This window comes from Shinella zoogloeoides (genome assembly GCF_003574625.1).
Taxonomy (GTDB): domain Bacteria; phylum Pseudomonadota; class Alphaproteobacteria; order Rhizobiales; family Rhizobiaceae; genus Shinella; species Shinella zoogloeoides_A.
Genome location: NZ_QNUJ01000006.1, coordinates 270,567 through 287,947 on the forward strand (window position 1 = coordinate 270,567; position 17,381 = coordinate 287,947).

Consider the following 17,381-nt stretch of genomic DNA (forward strand, 5'->3'; position numbering starts at 1 on the left):
AGCCGAGACCCGCAAAAAGGAAACGCCCGCGGGGAGAAAACCGCGGGCGTTTCTGCATGGTTCTTTTAGGCGACGCCTTGATCAGGCGACGTTTTCAAGGGCCGGGTAGTCCGTATAGCCCCTGGCGCCGCCGCCGTAGAACGTGTCCTTGTCCGGCGGGTTGAGCACCGTGTCGTTCTTCAGCCGCTCCACGAGGTCCGGGTTGGCGATGAAGAGCTTGCCGAAGGCGACGAGGTCGGCCCGGCCTTCCTCAACGGCGTCGATGGCCAGTTCCCGGTTGTAGCCGTTGTTGGCCATCCAGGCGGCCTTGCCGCCGGCCGCCTTGTAGGCCGTATGCAGGGCTTCGTAGTCGAAGGGCCTGTCGCCCTGCTGGTGATCGCGCGGACCGCCGGTCGCGCCTTCGATAATGTGGATATAGGCGAGGTCGTGCTTCGCAAGGCCCTCGACGACATGGGTGAAGAGCGGCTGCGGTTCCGGGTCGAAGGCGTCGTTGGCGGGCGTCACCGGCGAGATGCGGATGGCGGTGCAGCCGGCGCCGATCTCGGCGACGATCGCGTCGACGACCTCGAAGAGGAAGCGGGCGCGGTTCTCGATGGAGCCGCCGTAGTCGTCCGTGCGCTTGTTGCTGCCGGAGCGCAGGAACTGGTCGATGAGATAGCCGTTGGCGGCATGGATCTCGATACCGTCGAAGCCGGCGTCGATCGCGGCGCGGGCCGCGTGGCGGTAATCCTCCACGATGCCGGCAAGCTCGGTGCGGTCGAGGGCGCGGGGCTCGGAGGTCTCGGCGAAGGCGCCGCTGCCGTCGGCATTGATGAGATAGGTCTTGGATCTGGCGATGACGGCGGAGGGGGCCACCGGCTTGCCGCCGTTCGGCTGGAGGCTCTCATGCGAGACGCGGCCGACATGCCACATCTGCACGACGATCTTGCCGCCGGCCTTGTGTACGGCGTCCGTCACCTGCCGCCAGCCGGCGAGCGCTTCGGGCGTATAGAGGCCCGGCACGTCGGCATAGCCCTGGCCCTGCTGGGTGATGGGCGTGCCCTCGGTGATGATGAGGCCGGCGGAGGCGCGCTGCTCGTAATAGGTCGCGTTCAGCGTGTTCGGCACGGCGCCCGGCGAACGGTTGCGCGTCAGCGGCGCCATGACGATGCGGTTGGCGAGCTGGATATCGCCGATCCTGATGGGGTCGAAGAGCGAGGTCATGGAAGGATCCTTCTTCTGCTGGGAAAGGTGACGTCGTCTGCGGCAAGGGCCGGCGGAAGCCGGACTGCTCAAAGGGCGCCGTTGATGTGGTGGAGAAAGGCCGCGATCTTTTCTTCGTCGCGTTTGAAGAACACCCACTGGCCGACCTTGCGCGTCGTCACGAGGCCGGCGCGCTGGAGGGTGGCGAGATGGGCGGAAACGGTGGACTGCGAAAGATCGCAGCGCTTTTCGATCTGGCCGGCGCAGACGCCGAATTCCAGCGGGTGCTCCTGGCCGGCGAAATGCTGCTGTGGCTCCTTCAGCCAGGCGAGGATCTCCATCCGCTTGGGATGGGCGAGGGCCTTGAGGATTTCGTCGGTGTCGGGCGTGGTCATCTCTATCGTGATCCGGCGATGGTTATATCGTCTGATCTCGATATCGGGTTCGCCGTTCGGCGATACAAGAGGCGTCGGCAAAAAAAGAGGGCCACAAGCGAAGCTTGGGCCCTGCAAGTTTGAAGGTTAAAGAACCTCCAGAGGGGAACAGCCAGCGCGCGGTACTGGGAGGAGAAAGACCGCGGATGCGCCGGCTGTTCTAGATATGGGGGAGGGGCCGGCATTCTTCAAGAGAAGCGCGTGCCAAGTTTTCCGGGAAGGGTGGAAATTCCTTTCCGGTGAACGGAAGGCAAAAAAAGAGGGCCGCAAGATCAACTTGGGCCCTTTATAGTTTTGAAGGTAATAAAACCTCCAGAGGGGAACAGCTGGTGCGGTGGCACTGGGAGGAAAAAGCCACCAAAGTGCATCAGCTGCGCGTCATATGCTGGTTTTTTGGGCATGCATCAATCCGTTAATGTGCATGCCAGCCATGCGCGGGGCGCAGGCCTTGCCGAAAGCCGTCCTCAGAAGTTCCAGTTGCGCGCCTTGGCGACGATGAAGTCGCGGAAAACCTTGAGCTTCGCCGCGTTCTTCATCTCGCTCGGATAGCAGAAATAGGTGTCGAACGAGGGAATGTCGGCGCTCACCGGCAGCTGGATCAGCCCGGGATCGCGCCCGACGATATAGTCCGGCAGCATGGCGATGCCGATGCCGAGCAGGCAGGCGCGCTTGATCGAGGTCTGGCTGTTGATCTGCAGCACGGAGGGGCGGGGATTGTCGGAATCGCGCCCGGCGATCTCCAGCCAGTTGACGTCGAGCAGGTAGCTCGGTGCAGGCTCGCCGAAGGTGATGATCTTGTGGTTGTCGAGATCGTCGATCGACTGCGGCTCGCCGTAGCGGTTGATGTAGGAGGGGGCGGCGTAGAGGTGCATGTGCACCGTGAACAGCCGGCGCTGGATGAGATCCGACTGCTGCGGCTCGCGCAGGCGGATGGCGCAGTCGGCATGGCGCATGTTCACGTCCAGCTCCTCGTTGTCGAGGATGAGCTGCACCTGCATGTCCGGATAAAGCGCGAGGAATTCCTGCACCTTGTCCGTCAGCCAGCCCTGGCCGAGGCCGACGGTGGTGGTGATGCGCAGCTTGCCGCTCGGCTTCTCGGTGTTTTCCGTCAGCTGCACGCGCACGCTTTCGAGCTTCATCAGCACGTCGTGGGCGGCGCGATAGAGAATCTCGCCCTGCTCGGTGAGGATCAGGCCGCGGGCATGGCGGTGGAAGAGCTTGATGCCGACATCCTGCTCCAGCGCACTCACCTGGCGGCTGATGGCCGATTGAGAAAGGTGCAGCTTGTCTGCGGCGTGCGTGAACGAGCCGGCCTCGGCCGCGGCGTGAAAAATCCGCAGCTTGTCCCAATCGAGCGGCATTCTATCCCCCATATGTCTGTGCGGCGGGGAGCGCGTGCCTCCCGCCCGGTCGCTGATACTACTGTTCCCACGCGGGCGGTCGGATGCGAATCCGCCGCCCTTTGTTGGCGGCTTCTACTCGGCCGCAATTGCGACAGGCATATGACCTGCAAGGTATTTTTCGGTTTCGAGGGCCGCCATGCAGCCCATGCCGGCGGCCGTGACCGCCTGGCGATAGATGTCGTCCGTGACGTCGCCTGCGGCAAAAACGCCCGGCACGTCCGTCGCGGTGGAATCGGGCGCGGTCCAGAGGTAGCCGTTCGGCTTCTGGCGCAGCTTGCCCTTGAAGAGTTCCACTGCCGGCGCGTGGCCGATGGCGACGAAGACACCGTCCGTTTCCACATCGCGCGTCTCGCCGGTCTTCACGTTGCGCAGCGTCACGCCGTTGACGGAGGCCGGCATCGGCGGCTTGGGCTCGGCGCCGAGATATTCGACGACCTCGTGGTCCCAGACGACCTTGACGTTTTCCTTGGCGAACAGGCGCTCCTGCAGGATCTTTTCCGAGCGGAACGAATCGCGGCGGTGCACGACCGTCACGGTTTTCGCGAGATTGGCGAGGTAGAGCGCTTCCTCCACGGCCGAATTGCCGCCGCCGACCACGATGACGTCCTTGCCGCGGTAGAAGAAGCCGTCGCAGGTGGCGCAGGCCGAAACGCCGAAGCCCATGAACTTATGCTCGGTGTCGATGCCGAGCCACTTGGCCTTGGCGCCGGTGGCGATGATGAGCGCATCGGCGGTCCACTCGGTTCCGCTGTCGGTGGAGATGCGGAAGGGACGCACGTCGAGGTCGACATTGGTGACGAGGTCGTTGACGATCTCGGCGCCGACATGCTCCGCCTGCTTGAGCATCTGCTCCATCATCCAGGGACCCTGCACCGGATCGGCATAGCCCGGATAGTTTTCCACATCCGTGGTGATCATGAGCTGGCCGCCCTGTTCCATGCCGGCGATCAGCACCGGCTCCAGCATGGCGCGGGCGGTGTAGATGGCGGCGGTGTAGCCGGCGGGGCCGGAGCCGATGATCAGCACCTTGACGTGACGGGCGGAAGCAGGGCGGGCGGACATGGTCGTTCCTTCCGGGGCCATCGCCCCAATCGGCCCTGCGCGCGGTCTCGCGCATGGCAGAGCCAGCGTGTCTGTGTTCGATCCTCATTTATGAGGGGAGTCGACCGAGTTTCAAGAGCTCGCGGCGGTTTGCCAACAGACAAGCAAAGCCCCGTGACATATTTGTGCCGCTTGGGGTAACAATGTTGCGCCGATGCGACGATTCGGGTTACTTCCGGTCGCCATTCCGAAAGGTTTCAAAAGCTCCCATGTTTCGTGCCGAACTCGACGCCATCGACATCCGCATCCTGAAGGAACTGCAGGCCGATGGCCGGATGACCAATGTGGAGCTGGCCGCCCGGGCCGGCATTTCCGCCCCGCCCTGCCTTCGCCGCGTGCGCAAGCTGGAGGAGGCCGGCATCATCGAGGGCTACACGGCGATGCTGAACGCCCCCGCGCTCGGCTACGACCTCGTCGCCTTCTGCATGGTCGGCCTCAAGCACCAGTCGGAAGCCAACCTCAAGGCGTTTGCCGCCGCGACCGGCGAATGGCCGATGGTCCGCCAGGCCTGGATGGTCTCCGGCGACAGCGACTTCCTGCTCCACTGCGTCGCCGAAAACCTCACCCGCTTCCAGGACTTTGTCATCGAGGAGCTCACCGCCAATCAGCAGGTGGACACCGTGCGGACGATGCTGACGATCCGGCAGGTCAAGAAGGTGGGGCTGGTGGAACTTTGAACGCCTGCCAGCGTGTCATGATCTGACGCGCCAGTTCTTTTGTGGCATTGAGCGGCGGATGATTGCCTATAACGGGCATATCCGGGAAACGGCCGACAGGAAACTTTCGCGAAAGGGCGGCGATAAAACGGTCGATCTTGGGATGCCCACCTGAAGGATGGAATATCTGCACAGGCACGCCGATTGCCACGGCCTCTCCCACCATATTCGTTGAATCGGCGGTGACGATGATCTCGTCGGCCCAGGACAGGTATGCAAGAAATGGATTCTCGGTCTTGCCGTCCCACATATGTATATTCGGGCGTTCGGCGAGGTCGGCAAGCGCCTTGGCAAGCGAAGGCGGTGTCCGGCGCGATGTCGTGATCATCAAGGCCGATCCACTGTCGAGCTTTGCGTGAAGGCCATGCAACAGGCGTTGAATATCCTCCCCGGTGAAGCGGTGATGCCGGCTGTCCCCGCCGATGAGGACTGTGACTCTCGGCTTCGGCAAGGGCATCAATGCCGCCGCAAAGGCAGCATGCGCTTCGGAGAGGCGTTGGGCAGACAGTCGATTGGGGGCGGTCGTCGTGACCAGGACATTGTCGCCTCTCGGCGTATCGTGCTCCTGCACGATGAGCAGATCGGCGTCGTGGCGCGACGTGCGTGGATCTTTGAAAAGCACGCAGAAGGTTTCCGGTGAAGCCGCCTTGAGCTTTCGGAGATAGGGAACTGCACGACGCCCCGTGGCGAGACATATATCAGGGAAGGGAGGCGAGAGGGGCGAGCCCTGTCTCGACGGGGCGTCCTTCGGGTCAATCGGCCCTATCGGCATGAACCAGGTGAAGGCGCGGCGGGGCGCTACGCGGCGCAGGATCGTCTTCGCCTCCATCGCTTCGGCAAGGCCGATCATCGGCTGTTCGTCACCGGCTTTGCCGTCCGTCAGCACCCAGACGATGGGAGACGTGTCGTTCGTCATCTCGGCGTCATGGCGCCGCCATGCGCTTTTCATAGGCGGAGAACTCTCTTTCGAGCATTTGCTGCGTGGTGAAAGTCGCCAGTACGTGTTCGCGTCCGTGCGTTCCCATGACAGCCAGGCGCCCCGGATCCGCAAACGCTTCCTCAAGGGCGGCCGCGAGAGCCGCTACATCACCAGGAGGTACAAGCCAGCCCGTTTCACCCGGCAGAACGGTTTCTCTGCTGCCGCCATGGTTGGTTGCGATCACCGGCGTTTCCATTGCCTGTGCCTCGATGGCTGCCCGGCCGAAAGCCTCCGGCCGGATGGAAGCGGAAACGGCAAGGTCGGCTGCGGCGAGAATGGCCGGAACATCGCGGCGACTGCCTGCGAAAAAAATCCTGTCGGAGAGACCAAGCCGTTCGATCTGTTGCTTTACGCGGGCGATTTCGTCCGGGTTGCCTTCGCCGACAAAGGCCGCATGCAGGTCGTTTCGGCTGCAGCGGGCCATGGCGTCGACGAAAACGGAATGGCCCTTCCAGTTGGTAATACGGCTTACCATGACGGCCAGCGGTACCCCTTCAATGACACCGAGTTCGGCTCGAACGGCGCTTCGGGTAGCGTCGGATATGGTTGCAGGCTCGAACAATGTGGGATCAATGCCGCGCGGCGCGACGACGATCCGCTCTTCTGGATAGCCATAAACATCGACGATATGTCTACGGATGAACTGCGAGTTGGCAATCACGACCGGCGTACGCAACATGGCGCTATTGTATAAGCGCTTCAGTACGTTGCCGTGGCTATATACGCCGTGGAAAGTGGTAATGAAGCGGGCCTGTCGCTTCGCAAGTTTGCAAGCGAGGAGACCGACCCATGCGGGCGCCCGGCTCCGAGCGTGCACGACATTGATCCCTTCGGCATCGATAAGGCGGGCGACGGACCGAGCGGCTCGAATTATCGTGAATGGCGACTTGCTGCCAACGGGAATCGATACATGCCGGCTTCCCACCGCCTCAACGGCGGAAACCAGCGCCCCGCCGCGACTGGCAACGAGATTGGGAATTCCGCGTGCACTCAGATACTGGGCCATCTCGACCGTGCTGCGCTCGACGCCGCCATCCCCGAGAGCCGGGAGAAGCTGAAGGATTTTTAAATTTTCGGACCCTTGCGAAGGGAAAGTGGATGCGAGCATACTCTTGCCAATGCTGGGATTGTTACCCACAGAGGAGATGAATGGAGCCTCTGACCTACAGCTTTTGCCCGAGAAGGCATCAGAATGATAGTGGTCGTCATGATGCGTTTTAAAGCGACGCGAAAGTGATCGAGACACACGAAGCGCTTATATCGAAACAGCGTCTAGGATGGATACGCTTTTGGTTGGCATCGGCCTCGCCGTAATTCTCTCAAGATTCGTTAGTCGTCAAGCTTCGTTGCGGAATATTGCGAGCCTGAGTATCGTCTCCCTCTGCGGCATTTTATTCCATCTTGCTGGAGTTAAGGTGGAGGATTGATCGAAATTCTTCCTCATCACAAGGCGATTGTGAGGTTCGCCTCCGGCATTTATCGTGTTCCGATCATGTCAGAATTCATATATATTTACGGCAGCTCGCTAGGTCTATCGATTCTCCTAGCGCAAAAGTAGTCCGGTGATACGGTTTTTCAGGTGGAGTGCCTCGCGAAAGGCGAAAGTACCAGCAGCAAGCAGCGGATGACCCTTTCGAGCGGCACGCTGGCTCTTTAGCAATGCACCACCATTGCCCTTTGGTTTCGTGCCATTCTTCTCCACTACCTTGGCGATGAGCGTGAGAAGATTATGGTCTTCGAGCACACGGCGTCGCGCCTCGCGGATAGCGGGAAGGCGCTTTTCATATTCACCGTTATCGATCGCCTCACGCATGATCCGATAGGCTTCATCCGGCTTGCGGATATCGATTGCTATAAAACTTTCGGCCGGGAAATAGTCTGCAGCGTTCGGCGCGCCGAAATAGAACGGCAAGGATAGACCAAGAAAGGGGTCGGCGAGTTTCTCAGTGAAATGATGCGGGGCGAGGTGGTTCTCGATCGCCAGGTGGTATTTGTAGGGGTCGATTGCTTCCGCTTTATCGTCGATGGGGCGATGACCGCGACCAAAGACCTCGAGATCCGGCATGCGTGCCGCCATGGCTTGCGTGAAATCGTAACGGAGGCGATGCAGCGTATGGCCCTGCCGCTTGGTAGAGCAGACCGTACCAATGGTTTTCACTTTTTCCGGAAAATAAGTGGCAATTTCGTCGGCGCTTCTCTGTCGGCTGCCATTGCCATAGAACCAATACAGGCCGGCCTGGTTATAAATGCGACCCGGGTGGCGTAGTGCGAAAGGCTCCTGACTCGTCACCACATGACCAAATTGGCGCGTATAAGTGCGGCTGTAAATCTTGATGCCCGATGGCTCTGTTGTGAAGAGAATGGTGTTTTCCGGCGCACAGGCGAGATTTTCCACCCGCATCGAACGGCGCTCGGTGCCGACCGGCGGAAAGTTCTCATAGACAACGAGCCAATCATAATCCCGCGCCTCTGGATCGAAGGTGAAGGAAAGGTTGTGCTTTTGGGAAAAACCGGAAAGTAGCTGGCGGGCAAGTGGCCCGCCCATTACCTTCACCACGGTGGCGGTTCTACCGCTACCGGTATTATTTTCCTCTTCGGAAAACATGGGCTGCCTCTCCATCAACCCCAGCTGACGGCGAGGATTTCGTAGGCCTTGGAGCCGCCGGGGGCGTTGACTTCGATCGAGTCGCCGACTTCCTTGCCGATGAGGGCGCGGGCGATGGGGGAGGAGATCGAGATGCGGCCCTGCTTCACGTCGGCTTCCTGGTCGCCGACGATCTGGTAGACCTTCTCTTCTTCGGTGTCCTCGTCGACGAGCTTGACCCTGGCGCCGAACTTGATCTTGGAGCCGGACATCTTGGAAAGGTCGATGACCTCGGCGCGCGCGACGAAGTCCTCCAGCTCCGTGATGCGGCCTTCGTTGTGGCTCTGGGCTTCCTTGGCGGCGTGGTACTCGGCGTTTTCCGACAGGTCGCCATGGGCGCGCGCCTCGGCGATCGCCTCGATGATTCGCGGACGCTCTTCCTGCTGACGCCAGCGCAGTTCTTCCTGCAGCTTGACGAAACCGTCCTGAGTCATCGGTACCTTTTCAACCATTTTATTCCCGTCCTTCAGACCGCGCCGCCCGGCTTCCCAGCCATGCGGACGCAAAAGAAAACGGTCTCCGGAGAAGAATCCCCGGAACCGTCGGAAGCGTTTGAACGGCCCTTATAGCAGATTGCGCCCCGCGAAAGCCAGTTTTTTCGCCGCCGCTTCCGCGCTGCCCACAGCGGTCGGAACAATCGCCCGGTGCTGCCGTTAGCGCTCTATCGCGGGAGGCGTGCATGGCAATCGACGGGACGGTTCATCTGGAAGGCAGGATCAATGCGCACCGGCGCCTGTTGGTCGAACTCATCTCGGCCATCGCCGCCATGCCCGAGGCGCGCGACGCGCTCGTCGCCATGGCCCGCGACAGCGAAACGGTTCGCGACCACGAGGAGGATCCCGGCATCGAGCCGGATGCCACCTTCGCCGCCCAGCAGATCGCCGACGATGAAATCCGCGCGATCCTGAAGGCCGCGATGGCGCGCCTCGAAACCAGATCATGAGGAACGGACGATGGGTGTGATCGAGAAGATTTCCGGCTATTTCAAGCAGCTTGCCGGCGAGGTATCCGGCAACCAGGCGATGCATGACGAAGGACGGCGGGAGGCGGTGGGCGTAAATCACCCGGATGTCGAGGCAATGCACGCCGAACCGCGCACGCCGTCCGCGGCGGAAAGCGCCGCTCCGGCGGAGAGCGAGGCGGGGAGGGCCGTCCGTGCGGATGCGGCGCCGCAGTTCGTGATCTCGCGGGCCGGCGCGAGCAATGACGGCGTTTCCAGCGCCAAGCCGCGGGTCATCACCGGGAGCGACGACGCCACGGCGCATCGCACGCCGCCCGGCATGACGGAGCCGGCCCGTGACTGGTCGGCGGGCTTCGACGAGACCGCGCCGCGGCGGGATACCGGCGCGCCGGCCGTCGACTATTCCGATATGGAGCAATTGAAGCTCTTCCGCCTCGTTCCCATCGCGGCGGCGGGCGACCAGAACTGGGACCTTGCGCCGAACCAGGGCGAGGTGGTGGTGCGCGCCCGCTCCAGCGGCGATGCGCGGGTCGTCGCGGCCGAGGCGGAGCTCGATTATCTGGAGATCGACGCGCTGCCGGGCGACGGCAATTCCACGACCTCGTCCAGCGCCTTCCGCAGCGAGAAGCTCTACACGGTCATCGACGAGACGGATCCTGCCTATCCGGTCGAAGGGCCGCGCGGGGTCGTGGCCGGGAAGGTCCGTGTCGACAATATCCGACCCAGCGAACTTTGAGGAGAGAGCGATGAGCCCGAGCCAGTCCGCCCGCACGGCAGAAAAGCAGCGCGACATCCAGGAAGAGGTGGCCAAGGCCGACCGCAAGGGCAGGAGCGAAAAGCCGGGCGCCATGCAGGCTGGTGCGCGGCCCTATCCCGCGCCGCCCTTTCCCGGGCAGCACCAGCCGAAGCCCGGCAGGGAGGCCACGCTCGATCCGCCGCCGATGTACGACGCTCCCTTCTACAAGGGCTCGGAAAAGCTGAAGGATAAGGTGGCGCTCATCACCGGCGGGGATTCCGGCATCGGCCGGGCGGTCGCCGTGCTCTTTGCGCGCGAGGGCGCGGATGTCGCCATCGTGCATCTTGCGGAAGGAAAGGATGCGCGGGAGACGATCGCGGCCGTGGAGGCGGAAGGCCGGCGCTGCATCGCTTTTGCCGGCGACGTCAAGGACAAGGCGTTCTGCGTGCAGACGGTGAAATGCGTGGTGCGGGACCTCGGGCGGCTCGATATCCTCGTGAACAATGCCGCCTTCCAGGTGCACACGAAGGATATCGCCGACCTTTCGGAAGAGCATTTCGACGAGACGCTGAAGACCAATCTCTACGGCTATTTCTTCATGGCGCAGGCCGCGGTGCCGCACATGAAGACGGGGTCGGCGATCGTCAATACAGGCTCGGTCACGGGGCTGGAGGGTTCGAAGGACCTCCTGGACTATTCGATGACCAAGGGCGGCATCCATGCCTTCACGCGCTCGCTCGCCGGCCAGCTCGTGCCGCGCGACATCCGCGTCAATGCCGTGGCGCCGGGGCCGGTCTGGACGCCGCTGAACCCCTCCGACAAGGCGGCCGAGGACGTGGCGAAATTCGGCGCACAGACGCCGATGAAGCGGCCCGCCCAGCCGGAGGAGCTGGCACCCGCCTATGTCTTCCTCGCCTCGCCGCAATGCTCCAGCTACATCACGGGAGAAGTGCTCCCGATCATCGGCGGCTATTGAAAACGAAAAAAGCCGGGCAGATTGCCCGGCTTTCCATTCCTCAGGAGATCGGCCTCAGAAATAGGCCTGAAGCGGCCGTACCTCGAGCTGGCCCTGCTTGAGGGCCTTGATCGCCTGGGCGGCGGCTTCCGCGCCGGCCATGGTCGTGTAGTAGGGCACCTTCTGCATCAGCGCGGCGCGGCGCAGCGACTTCGAGTCCGAGATCGCCTTGCTGCTGTCCGTCGTGTTGATGACGAGGCTGACCTGGCGGTTGCGGATGGCGTCCTCGACATGCGGGCGGCCTTCCTGCACCTTGTTGACCTTGATCGCCTCGATGCCCTTTTCGGCAAGGAAGCGGGCCGTGCCGGAGGTGGCCATGACCTTGAAGCCGATCTCGGTGAGGAGGCGCACGGCCGTCAGCACGCGCTCCTTGTCCTCGTCACGCACGGAGACGAAGACCGTGCCTTCGCGCGGCAGGTCGACGCCGGCGCCGAGCTGCGACTTGGCGAAGGCCAGCGCGAAGTCCGTGTCGAGGCCGATGACCTCGCCGGTCGAGCGCATTTCCGGGCCGAGCAGCGTATCCACACCCGGGAAGCGGGCGAAGGGGAACACGGCTTCCTTGACGGCGATATGCTTGAGGTTGCGCGGGTCCGGCTTCTCGCCATAGGCGGCAATTGCCGCATCGAGGCCTTCGCCGGCCATGACGCGGGCGGCGATCTTGGCGATCGGCGCGCCGATGGTCTTGGCGACGAAAGGCACCGTGCGCGAGGCGCGCGGGTTGACTTCCAGCACGTAGATCGTGCCGTCCTTGATGGCGTATTGCACGTTCATCAGGCCGCCGACGTTCAGCGCCTTGGCGAGCGCCTTGGTCTGGCGTTCCAGTTCGTCAACGATCTCGTTGGAGAGCGTGTGGACGGGCAGCGAGCAGGCCGAGTCGCCCGAATGGATGCCGGCTTCCTCGATATGCTCCATGATGCCGGAGACGAAGACGTCCTTGCCGTCGCAGAGCGCGTCCACATCGACCTCGACCGCGTTCGACAGGTAGCTGTCGAAGAGCAGCGGGTTCTTGCCGAGCAGGGTGTTGATCTGGCCGGTCTTGTCGTTCGGGTAGCGCTGCTTGATGTCCTCGGGAACAAGTTCCGGCACCGTATCGAGCAGATAGGTCTGGAGCTGGCCTTCCGAATGGATGATCTGCATGGCACGGCCGCCGAGAACGTAGGACGGGCGCACGACCAGCGGGAAGCCGATCTCGGCCGCGACGAGACGGGCCTGCTCGACCGAATAGGCGATGCCGTTGTTCGGCTGGGCGAGGTCGAGCTTCTGGAGCAGCTTCTGGAAGCGGTCGCGGTCCTCGGCAAGGTCGATCATGTCCGGTGCGGTGCCGAGGATCGGGATGCCGTTCTTCTCCAGCGCTTCGGCGAGCTTCAGCGGGGTCTGGCCGCCGAACTGCACGATGACGCCGACGACTTCGCCGTTGGTCTGCTCGGCCTTCAGGATCTCGATGACGTCTTCTGCCGTCAGCGGTTCGAAATAGAGGCGGTCCGACGTGTCGTAGTCGGTCGAGACGGTTTCCGGGTTGCAGTTGACCATGATGGCTTCATAGCCGGCGTCCTTCAGGGCGAAGGCGGCATGGCAGCAGCAATAGTCGAACTCGATGCCCTGGCCGATACGGTTCGGGCCGCCGCCGAGGATGACGACCTTCTTGCGATCCGAGATGCCGGCTTCCGAGCGCGTCGCGCCGGCAAACGGGGTTTCGTAGGTCGAGTACATGTAGGCCGTGGGCGAAGCGAACTCGGCAGCGCAGGTGTCGATGCGCTTGAAGACCGGGCGGACATTGAGGCCGTTGCGCAGCTCGGCCACTTCCTTCGGGCGCCTGCCGGAGAGGGTGGCGAGGCGCGCGTCGGAGAAGCCCATGGCCTTCAGCATGCGCAGGTTCTCGGCGTCGGCCGGAAGGCCGTGCTCGCGGATGCGGGCCTCCATGTCGACGATGGCCTTGAACTGCTCGAGGAACCACGGGTCGATCTTCGAGCCTTCGTGGACTTCCTCCGGCGTCAGGCCCATGCGCAGCGCCTGGGCGACCATGCGCAGGCGATCCGGCGTCGGCGTGGAGATGGCAGCGCGGATGGCATTGTTGTCGTTGCCGTCGCCAAGGCCGGGAATCTCGATCTCGTCGAGGCCGGTCAGGCCCGTTTCGAGACCGCGCAGGGCCTTCTGGAGCGATTCGGCGAAGGTGCGGCCGATGGCCATGACTTCACCGACCGACTTCATGGCCGTGGTCAGCGTCGGCTCGGCGCCGGGGAATTTCTCGAAGGCGAAGCGCGGGATCTTCGTCACGACATAGTCGATGGACGGCTCGAAGGAGGCCGGGGTCGCCCCGCCGGTGATGTCGTTCTCCAGCTCGTCGAGCGTGTAGCCGATGGCGAGCTTGGCCGCGATCTTGGCGATCGGGAAGCCGGTGGCCTTCGATGCCAGCGCCGAGGAGCGCGAGACGCGCGGGTTCATTTCGATGACGACGAGCCGGCCGTTTTCCGGGTTTACGGCGAACTGCACGTTGGAGCCGCCCGTCTCGACGCCGATCTCGCGCAGCACCGCGATCGAGGCGTTGCGCATGATCTGGTATTCCTTGTCCGTCAGGGTCAAGGCGGGGGCGACGGTGATGCTATCGCCCGTATGCACGCCCATCGGGTCGATGTTCTCGATGGAGCAGATGATGATGCAGTTGTCCGCCTTGTCGCGGACGACTTCCATCTCGTACTCCTTCCAGCCGAGGACGGATTCCTCGATGAGGACTTCCGTGGTCGGGGAGGCGTCGAGGCCGGAATTGACGATCTCGAAGAATTCCGAGCGGTTGTAGGCGATGCCGCCGCCGGTGCCGCCCAGCGTGAAGGACGGGCGGATGATGGCGGGCAGGCCGATGACGTCGAGCGCCTGCGCGCCGATGGCCATGGCATGGCTCATGTAGCGCTGCTTGCGGTCGGTCTCGCCGAGGTTCCACTGGTTCTCAAGCTCGTCCAGCGCCTTGTCGAGCGCATCGCCCGAAAGCTCGGCCTTCAGCTTGGCGCGCTCGGCCTCGTGGAGCTTGCGGTCCTTGTCCTTGATCTCGGTGGCGTTGGCCAGCATCGACTTCGGCGTTTCGAGGCCGATCTTGGCCATGGCCTCGCGGAAGAGCGCGCGGTCCTCGGCCTTGTCGATGGCTTCCGGCTTGGCGCCGATCATCTCGACATTGTAGCGGTCGAGAACGCCCATGCGCTTGAGAGAGAGCGCGGTGTTGAGCGCGGTCTGGCCGCCCATGGTCGGCAGCAGCGCGTCCGGGCGCTCCTTGGCGATGATTTTCGCCACGACTTCCGGGGTGATCGGCTCTACGTAAGTCGCGTCGGCGAGGCCCGGATCGGTCATGATCGTCGCCGGGTTGGAGTTGACGAGGATGACGCGGTAGCCTTCCTCCTTCAGCGCCTTGCAGGCCTGGGTGCCGGAATAGTCGAATTCGCAGGCCTGACCGATGACGATCGGCCCCGCGCCGATGATGAGGATCGATTTCAAATCTTGGCGCTTGGGCATCTCTCTATCCGTTCTTAACGCATGGGCCGCGCGCGCATAAAACCGGCCATGGTGATGGGTTCACCGGCCGGGCGCGCATCTATGGTCGTTCAAAGGCTAGAAGCGGCTTATAGGCAAAGGAAGGGGCGAGCGGAACCCCGAAAATCGCCGAATCGACAGGAAAAGTGCGGGGACTTTGCGCTGTCGATCCGGGGTGTCGCGGGCGGGCCTTACTCGCCGGCCAGAATGCCCGGCAATTCTGCGAGGATGCCGTCCCGCGCGCGCAGGCTGGTGCGCGATTCCTGCTTCTTCTCGTCCTGCATCAGCCGGGCGAAAACGACGGTGCGGTCCTCGCGGCGCGCCCAGCCGACATACCAGCCCCAGGGGCGGGCATAATCGAAATTGCCGTCGGTCTTTCGGGGATAGGCCATGCCGGTCTTGCCCTGCGCCCGCCAGCCGTCGGCGATGTCGCGTCCCTCGACGATCTCCATCGCCGCATCCATCGCCTCGGCGGAGACGGGCAGCTCATGGTTCACCAGCTTGCGCAGGAATTCCACCTGCTCGCGCGGCGAGATATTCAGCGAGGAGGCGATCCAGGCGCGCTCGAGGCCGTTGTCCTTGCCGGGATCGCCGGTCATGTCGCCATTGCCGTAGCCGAAGGCTTCGGCATAGTCGCGCAGCCGCTCGTAGCCGAGGAATTCGGTGATGCGCTGGGAATACCAGACGACGGAATATTCCAGCCAGCGCTTCGGCGTCGTCGGCTGGCGCCAGTTGTCGCCGCCCCAGTCGGGATAGCCCTTGATGAAGGGTAGCGCCGGCTCCTCGGCGTTTTCGAGGAAGCCGGAATCATAGCCCATCACCGCGAGCGGCACCTTGAAGGTGGAGGCGGGGGTGACGCGTGTCTTGCAGTCGCCCTTTTCCAGGATGATCTCGCCGTTTTCCGCATCGGCGACGATGCTACAAATAATGCGGGCCTCGGCGGGCATGGCGAAGCCGGCGGCCAGCAGGATGCCGGCCGCGAAGGGACGCAGGTCCATCACGTTTTCCTCTATTTCCGAATGACTTGTGCATCATGGATAGCAATGCTTTCATGGCCTGACAAAAGATGAATACTGGTCTCAGCCATTAGGAAAATTGGGGCATTGCCATGGTTCGGCCTTATCTACCGCTGAACGCCTTCCGCGCCTTCGAGGCCTCCGCCCGCCATCTTTCCTTCACGCGCGCCGCCATCGAGCTGAATGTCACGCAGGCGGCCGTCAGCCATCAGGTGAAGAGCCTGGAGGAGCAGATGGGCGTCGTCCTCTTCAAGCGTCTGCCGCGCGGTCTGATGATCACGGCGGAGGGGGAGAGCCTGCTGCCGGTTCTGCGCGACAGCTTCGACCGCATGGCGGATGCGGTGGAGCGCTTCCGCGGCGGGCATGTGCGGGAGATATTGACGGTGGGCGCTGTCGGCACCTTCGCCGTCGGCTGGCTGCTGCCGCGGCTCGCCGGTTTTCGCGAGCGCCATCCCTTCGTGGAGGTGCGGCTTTCCACCAACAACAACCGGGTGGACCTTGCCGCCGAAGGGCTCGACTTCGCCATCCGCTTCGGGGCCGGCGCATGGCATGGGACGGATGCCGTGCGCCTCTTCGATGCACCGCTGTCCGTGCTCGCCATTCCCGCCGTCGCGCGCGACCTCAAGGAGCCCGCCGACCTGCTCGGGCTGACGCTGCTGCGCTCCTACCGGCGCGACGAGTGGACGCGCTGGTTCGAGGCCGCCGGGCTGCCGCGCACGCCGCCGCCGCAGAACGCCATCGTCTTCGACACCTCGCTCGCCATGATGGAGGCGGTTTTGCAGGGCGCGGGCGTCGGCCTTGCGCCGCCGCTGATGTTCTCGCGGCTCTTGGCCGCCGGGGCTGTCGTCCAGCCTTTCCGCACCAGCGTCGCGCTCGGCAGCTACTGGCTGACCCGCCTGCAATCGCGCAGCCTCACCCCCGCCATGTCCGCCTTCGCCGCGTGGCTGGCGGAGACGGTGGCGGAGGAGGGGCTGGCCTGAGCCCGGTCAGGTGAGGTTGCGTCGGCGCTCCAGCTCGGCGTCGGTCGGCGTCTCGAACTCGAAGGAGCCGCTGGCGACGTCGCCGGCGCGGGCATAGCGGCTCATGACGATGCCGGTGTCGCTGGTGCGCGAATCGATCAGCGTCAGGGCGCGCGGGAAGGAGGCGTCGCCGAAGAGCCGCTTGCCCTTGCCGAGGATGACCGGGAAGACGGAGACGTGGATCTCGTCGACGAGGTCGTTCTCGAACAGCGCCTTCAGGAATTCGGTGGAGCCTTGCGTCAGGAGGTCCGGCCCGTTGCCGTCCTTCAGCTTGCGCACGGCCGCAATGGTGTCCGAGCCGAGCACATGGCTGTTCTGCCATGTGGGTTTGAAATCCGGGTTACGGGTCGCGACATATTTATCGATGCGGTCGAAGAGCGGGCCGATCGGGTCGTCCTTGTCCACATAGGGCCAGTGGGCCGCGAAGATGTCGTAGGTCTTGCGGCCGAGCAGCAAGTCGAAGGGTTTTGCAAAAAGCTCGCCGATGAAGGCGCCCATCTTCTCGTCGAACATCGGGGCGGCCCAGCCGCCGAATTTGAAGCCGCCGACGGGGTCTTCGTCCGGCCCGCCCGGCGCCTGCATGACGCCGTCGAGGCTGGTGAATGCGCCGACAATGATCTTTCGCATGGAGACTTCTCCTGGCACGGTTGATTGACGGA

General features: G+C 63.4%; 16 protein-coding genes. 5 read left to right on the forward strand and 11 right to left on the reverse strand.

The features are described from left to right. Nucleotides 1-81: 81 nt before the first annotated feature. From DSD28_RS14120 to trxB, 4 genes are all read right to left on the reverse strand, one after another. Nucleotides 82-1,203: an alkene reductase gene (locus tag DSD28_RS14120; protein ID WP_119257042.1), complete on the reverse strand. Its 1,122-nt coding sequence runs from the start codon at nucleotides 1,201-1,203 to the stop codon at nucleotides 82-84. Between the two features lie 68 nt (nucleotides 1,204-1,271). Beyond that, on the reverse strand, nucleotides 1,272-1,577 hold the full coding sequence (locus DSD28_RS14125) for an ArsR/SmtB family transcription factor (protein ID WP_119257043.1): 306 nt from the start codon (nucleotides 1,575-1,577) through the stop codon (nucleotides 1,272-1,274). Between the two features lie 503 nt (nucleotides 1,578-2,080). Continuing rightward, complete coding sequence (locus DSD28_RS14130; RefSeq protein ID WP_119257044.1) at nucleotides 2,081-2,977, reverse strand: LysR family transcriptional regulator VtlR; 897 nt, start codon at nucleotides 2,975-2,977, stop codon at nucleotides 2,081-2,083. A gap of 114 nt (nucleotides 2,978-3,091) precedes the next feature. After that, nucleotides 3,092-4,081 carry a thioredoxin-disulfide reductase gene (gene trxB, locus DSD28_RS14135; RefSeq protein ID WP_119257045.1) on the reverse strand — a complete coding sequence of 330 codons (990 nt, stop codon included), beginning with the start codon at nucleotides 4,079-4,081 and terminating at the stop codon, nucleotides 3,092-3,094. Nucleotides 4,082-4,329: 248 nt separating this feature from the next. Here trxB and DSD28_RS14140 point away from each other — a divergent pair, with 248 nt between their 5' ends. Beyond that, nucleotides 4,330-4,797, forward strand: a complete 468-nt coding sequence (locus DSD28_RS14140) for an Lrp/AsnC family transcriptional regulator (RefSeq protein ID WP_119257046.1) — start codon at nucleotides 4,330-4,332, stop codon at nucleotides 4,795-4,797. Here DSD28_RS14140 and DSD28_RS14145 read toward each other — a convergent pair. The 4 genes from DSD28_RS14145 to greA form a co-directional block, all read right to left on the reverse strand. Then, nucleotides 4,769-5,752 carry a mitochondrial fission ELM1 family protein gene (locus tag DSD28_RS14145; RefSeq protein WP_119257047.1) on the reverse strand — a complete coding sequence of 328 codons (984 nt, stop codon included), beginning with the start codon at nucleotides 5,750-5,752 and terminating at the stop codon, nucleotides 4,769-4,771. The two genes, DSD28_RS14140 and DSD28_RS14145, sit on opposite strands and share 29 nt — an antisense overlap. 7 nt (nucleotides 5,753-5,759) lie before the next feature. Continuing rightward, nucleotides 5,760-6,923 carry a glycosyltransferase family 4 protein gene (locus DSD28_RS14150; protein WP_119257048.1) on the reverse strand — a complete coding sequence of 388 codons (1,164 nt, stop codon included), beginning with the start codon at nucleotides 6,921-6,923 and terminating at the stop codon, nucleotides 5,760-5,762. 435 nt (nucleotides 6,924-7,358) lie between these two features. Continuing rightward, nucleotides 7,359-8,420 carry a glycosyltransferase family 10 domain-containing protein gene (locus DSD28_RS14155; protein ID WP_245424834.1) on the reverse strand — a complete coding sequence of 354 codons (1,062 nt, stop codon included), beginning with the start codon at nucleotides 8,418-8,420 and terminating at the stop codon, nucleotides 7,359-7,361. A 14-nt stretch (nucleotides 8,421-8,434) separates the two neighbouring features. After that, complete coding sequence (gene greA / locus DSD28_RS14160) at nucleotides 8,435-8,911, reverse strand: transcription elongation factor GreA (RefSeq protein ID WP_119257049.1); 477 nt, start codon at nucleotides 8,909-8,911, stop codon at nucleotides 8,435-8,437. Nucleotides 8,912-9,138: 227 nt separating this feature from the next. Between greA and DSD28_RS14165 the strand changes: the two genes are divergently transcribed. The 3 genes from DSD28_RS14165 to DSD28_RS14175 all read left to right on the forward strand — a co-directional run bounded on the left by DSD28_RS14165 (nucleotide 9,139) and on the right by DSD28_RS14175 (nucleotide 11,132). Further along, the gene (locus DSD28_RS14165) at nucleotides 9,139-9,402 is read left to right on the forward strand and encodes a hypothetical protein (RefSeq protein ID WP_119257050.1); all 264 of its coding nucleotides are present in this window, start codon (nucleotides 9,139-9,141) and stop codon (nucleotides 9,400-9,402) included. 427 nt (nucleotides 9,403-9,829) lie between these two features. Next, a complete protein-coding gene (locus DSD28_RS14170; protein ID WP_119257182.1) occupies nucleotides 9,830-10,156 on the forward strand; it encodes a hypothetical protein in 327 nt (108 codons plus the stop codon). A 10-nt stretch (nucleotides 10,157-10,166) separates the two neighbouring features. Then, nucleotides 10,167-11,132, forward strand: coding sequence for an SDR family oxidoreductase (locus DSD28_RS14175; protein ID WP_119257051.1), 966 nt, complete (start codon nucleotides 10,167-10,169; stop codon nucleotides 11,130-11,132). A 54-nt stretch (nucleotides 11,133-11,186) separates the two neighbouring features. Here the strand turns inward: DSD28_RS14175 and carB are convergent, their stop codons facing one another. Together carB and blaOXA are read right to left on the reverse strand one after the other, a co-directional pair. Further along, entirely contained in the window at nucleotides 11,187-14,669 is a 3,483-nt protein-coding gene (carB, locus tag DSD28_RS14180) for a carbamoyl-phosphate synthase large subunit (RefSeq protein WP_119257052.1), read from the reverse strand. A 209-nt stretch (nucleotides 14,670-14,878) separates the two neighbouring features. After that, nucleotides 14,879-15,685 (reverse strand): class D beta-lactamase, encoded by an 807-nt coding sequence (gene blaOXA, locus DSD28_RS14185; protein ID WP_119257053.1) that lies wholly within the window; start codon nucleotides 15,683-15,685, stop codon nucleotides 14,879-14,881. 110 nt (nucleotides 15,686-15,795) lie between these two features. On the opposite strand from blaOXA, the gene DSD28_RS14190 reads away from it, so the two are divergent. Continuing rightward, on the forward strand, nucleotides 15,796-16,683 hold the full coding sequence (locus DSD28_RS14190) for a LysR family transcriptional regulator (RefSeq protein ID WP_119257054.1): 888 nt from the start codon (nucleotides 15,796-15,798) through the stop codon (nucleotides 16,681-16,683). A gap of 6 nt (nucleotides 16,684-16,689) precedes the next feature. Here the strand turns inward: DSD28_RS14190 and DSD28_RS14195 are convergent, their stop codons facing one another. Then, complete coding sequence (locus DSD28_RS14195; protein WP_119257055.1) at nucleotides 16,690-17,349, reverse strand: dihydrofolate reductase family protein; 660 nt, start codon at nucleotides 17,347-17,349, stop codon at nucleotides 16,690-16,692. Nucleotides 17,350-17,381 lie beyond the last annotated feature (32 nt).

Coding starts and splice junctions, on each gene's coding strand:
- DSD28_RS14195 (WP_119257055.1), bottom strand. CDS start 17,349: ATGCGAAAGATCATTGTCGGCGCATTCACCAGCCTCGACGGCGTCATG.
- DSD28_RS14175 (WP_119257051.1), top strand. CDS start 10,167: ATGAGCCCGAGCCAGTCCGCCCGCACGGCAGAAAAGCAGCGCGACATC.
- DSD28_RS14155 (WP_245424834.1), bottom strand. CDS start 8,420: ATGTTTTCCGAAGAGGAAAATAATACCGGTAGCGGTAGAACCGCCACC.
- DSD28_RS14140 (WP_119257046.1), top strand. CDS start 4,330: ATGTTTCGTGCCGAACTCGACGCCATCGACATCCGCATCCTGAAGGAA.
- carB (WP_119257052.1), bottom strand. CDS start 14,669: ATGCCCAAGCGCCAAGATTTGAAATCGATCCTCATCATCGGCGCGGGG.
- blaOXA (WP_119257053.1), bottom strand. CDS start 15,685: ATGGACCTGCGTCCCTTCGCGGCCGGCATCCTGCTGGCCGCCGGCTTC.
- trxB (WP_119257045.1), bottom strand. CDS start 4,081: ATGTCCGCCCGCCCTGCTTCCGCCCGTCACGTCAAGGTGCTGATCATC.
- DSD28_RS14170 (WP_119257182.1), top strand. CDS start 9,830: ATGGAGCAATTGAAGCTCTTCCGCCTCGTTCCCATCGCGGCGGCGGGC.
- DSD28_RS14145 (WP_119257047.1), bottom strand. CDS start 5,752: ATGACGAACGACACGTCTCCCATCGTCTGGGTGCTGACGGACGGCAAA.
- DSD28_RS14120 (WP_119257042.1), bottom strand. CDS start 1,203: ATGACCTCGCTCTTCGACCCCATCAGGATCGGCGATATCCAGCTCGCC.
- greA (WP_119257049.1), bottom strand. CDS start 8,911: ATGGTTGAAAAGGTACCGATGACTCAGGACGGTTTCGTCAAGCTGCAG.
- DSD28_RS14165 (WP_119257050.1), top strand. CDS start 9,139: ATGGCAATCGACGGGACGGTTCATCTGGAAGGCAGGATCAATGCGCAC.
- DSD28_RS14125 (WP_119257043.1), bottom strand. CDS start 1,577: ATGACCACGCCCGACACCGACGAAATCCTCAAGGCCCTCGCCCATCCC.
- DSD28_RS14130 (WP_119257044.1), bottom strand. CDS start 2,977: ATGCCGCTCGATTGGGACAAGCTGCGGATTTTTCACGCCGCGGCCGAG.
- DSD28_RS14190 (WP_119257054.1), top strand. CDS start 15,796: ATGGTTCGGCCTTATCTACCGCTGAACGCCTTCCGCGCCTTCGAGGCC.
- DSD28_RS14150 (WP_119257048.1), bottom strand. CDS start 6,923: ATGCTCGCATCCACTTTCCCTTCGCAAGGGTCCGAAAATTTAAAAATC.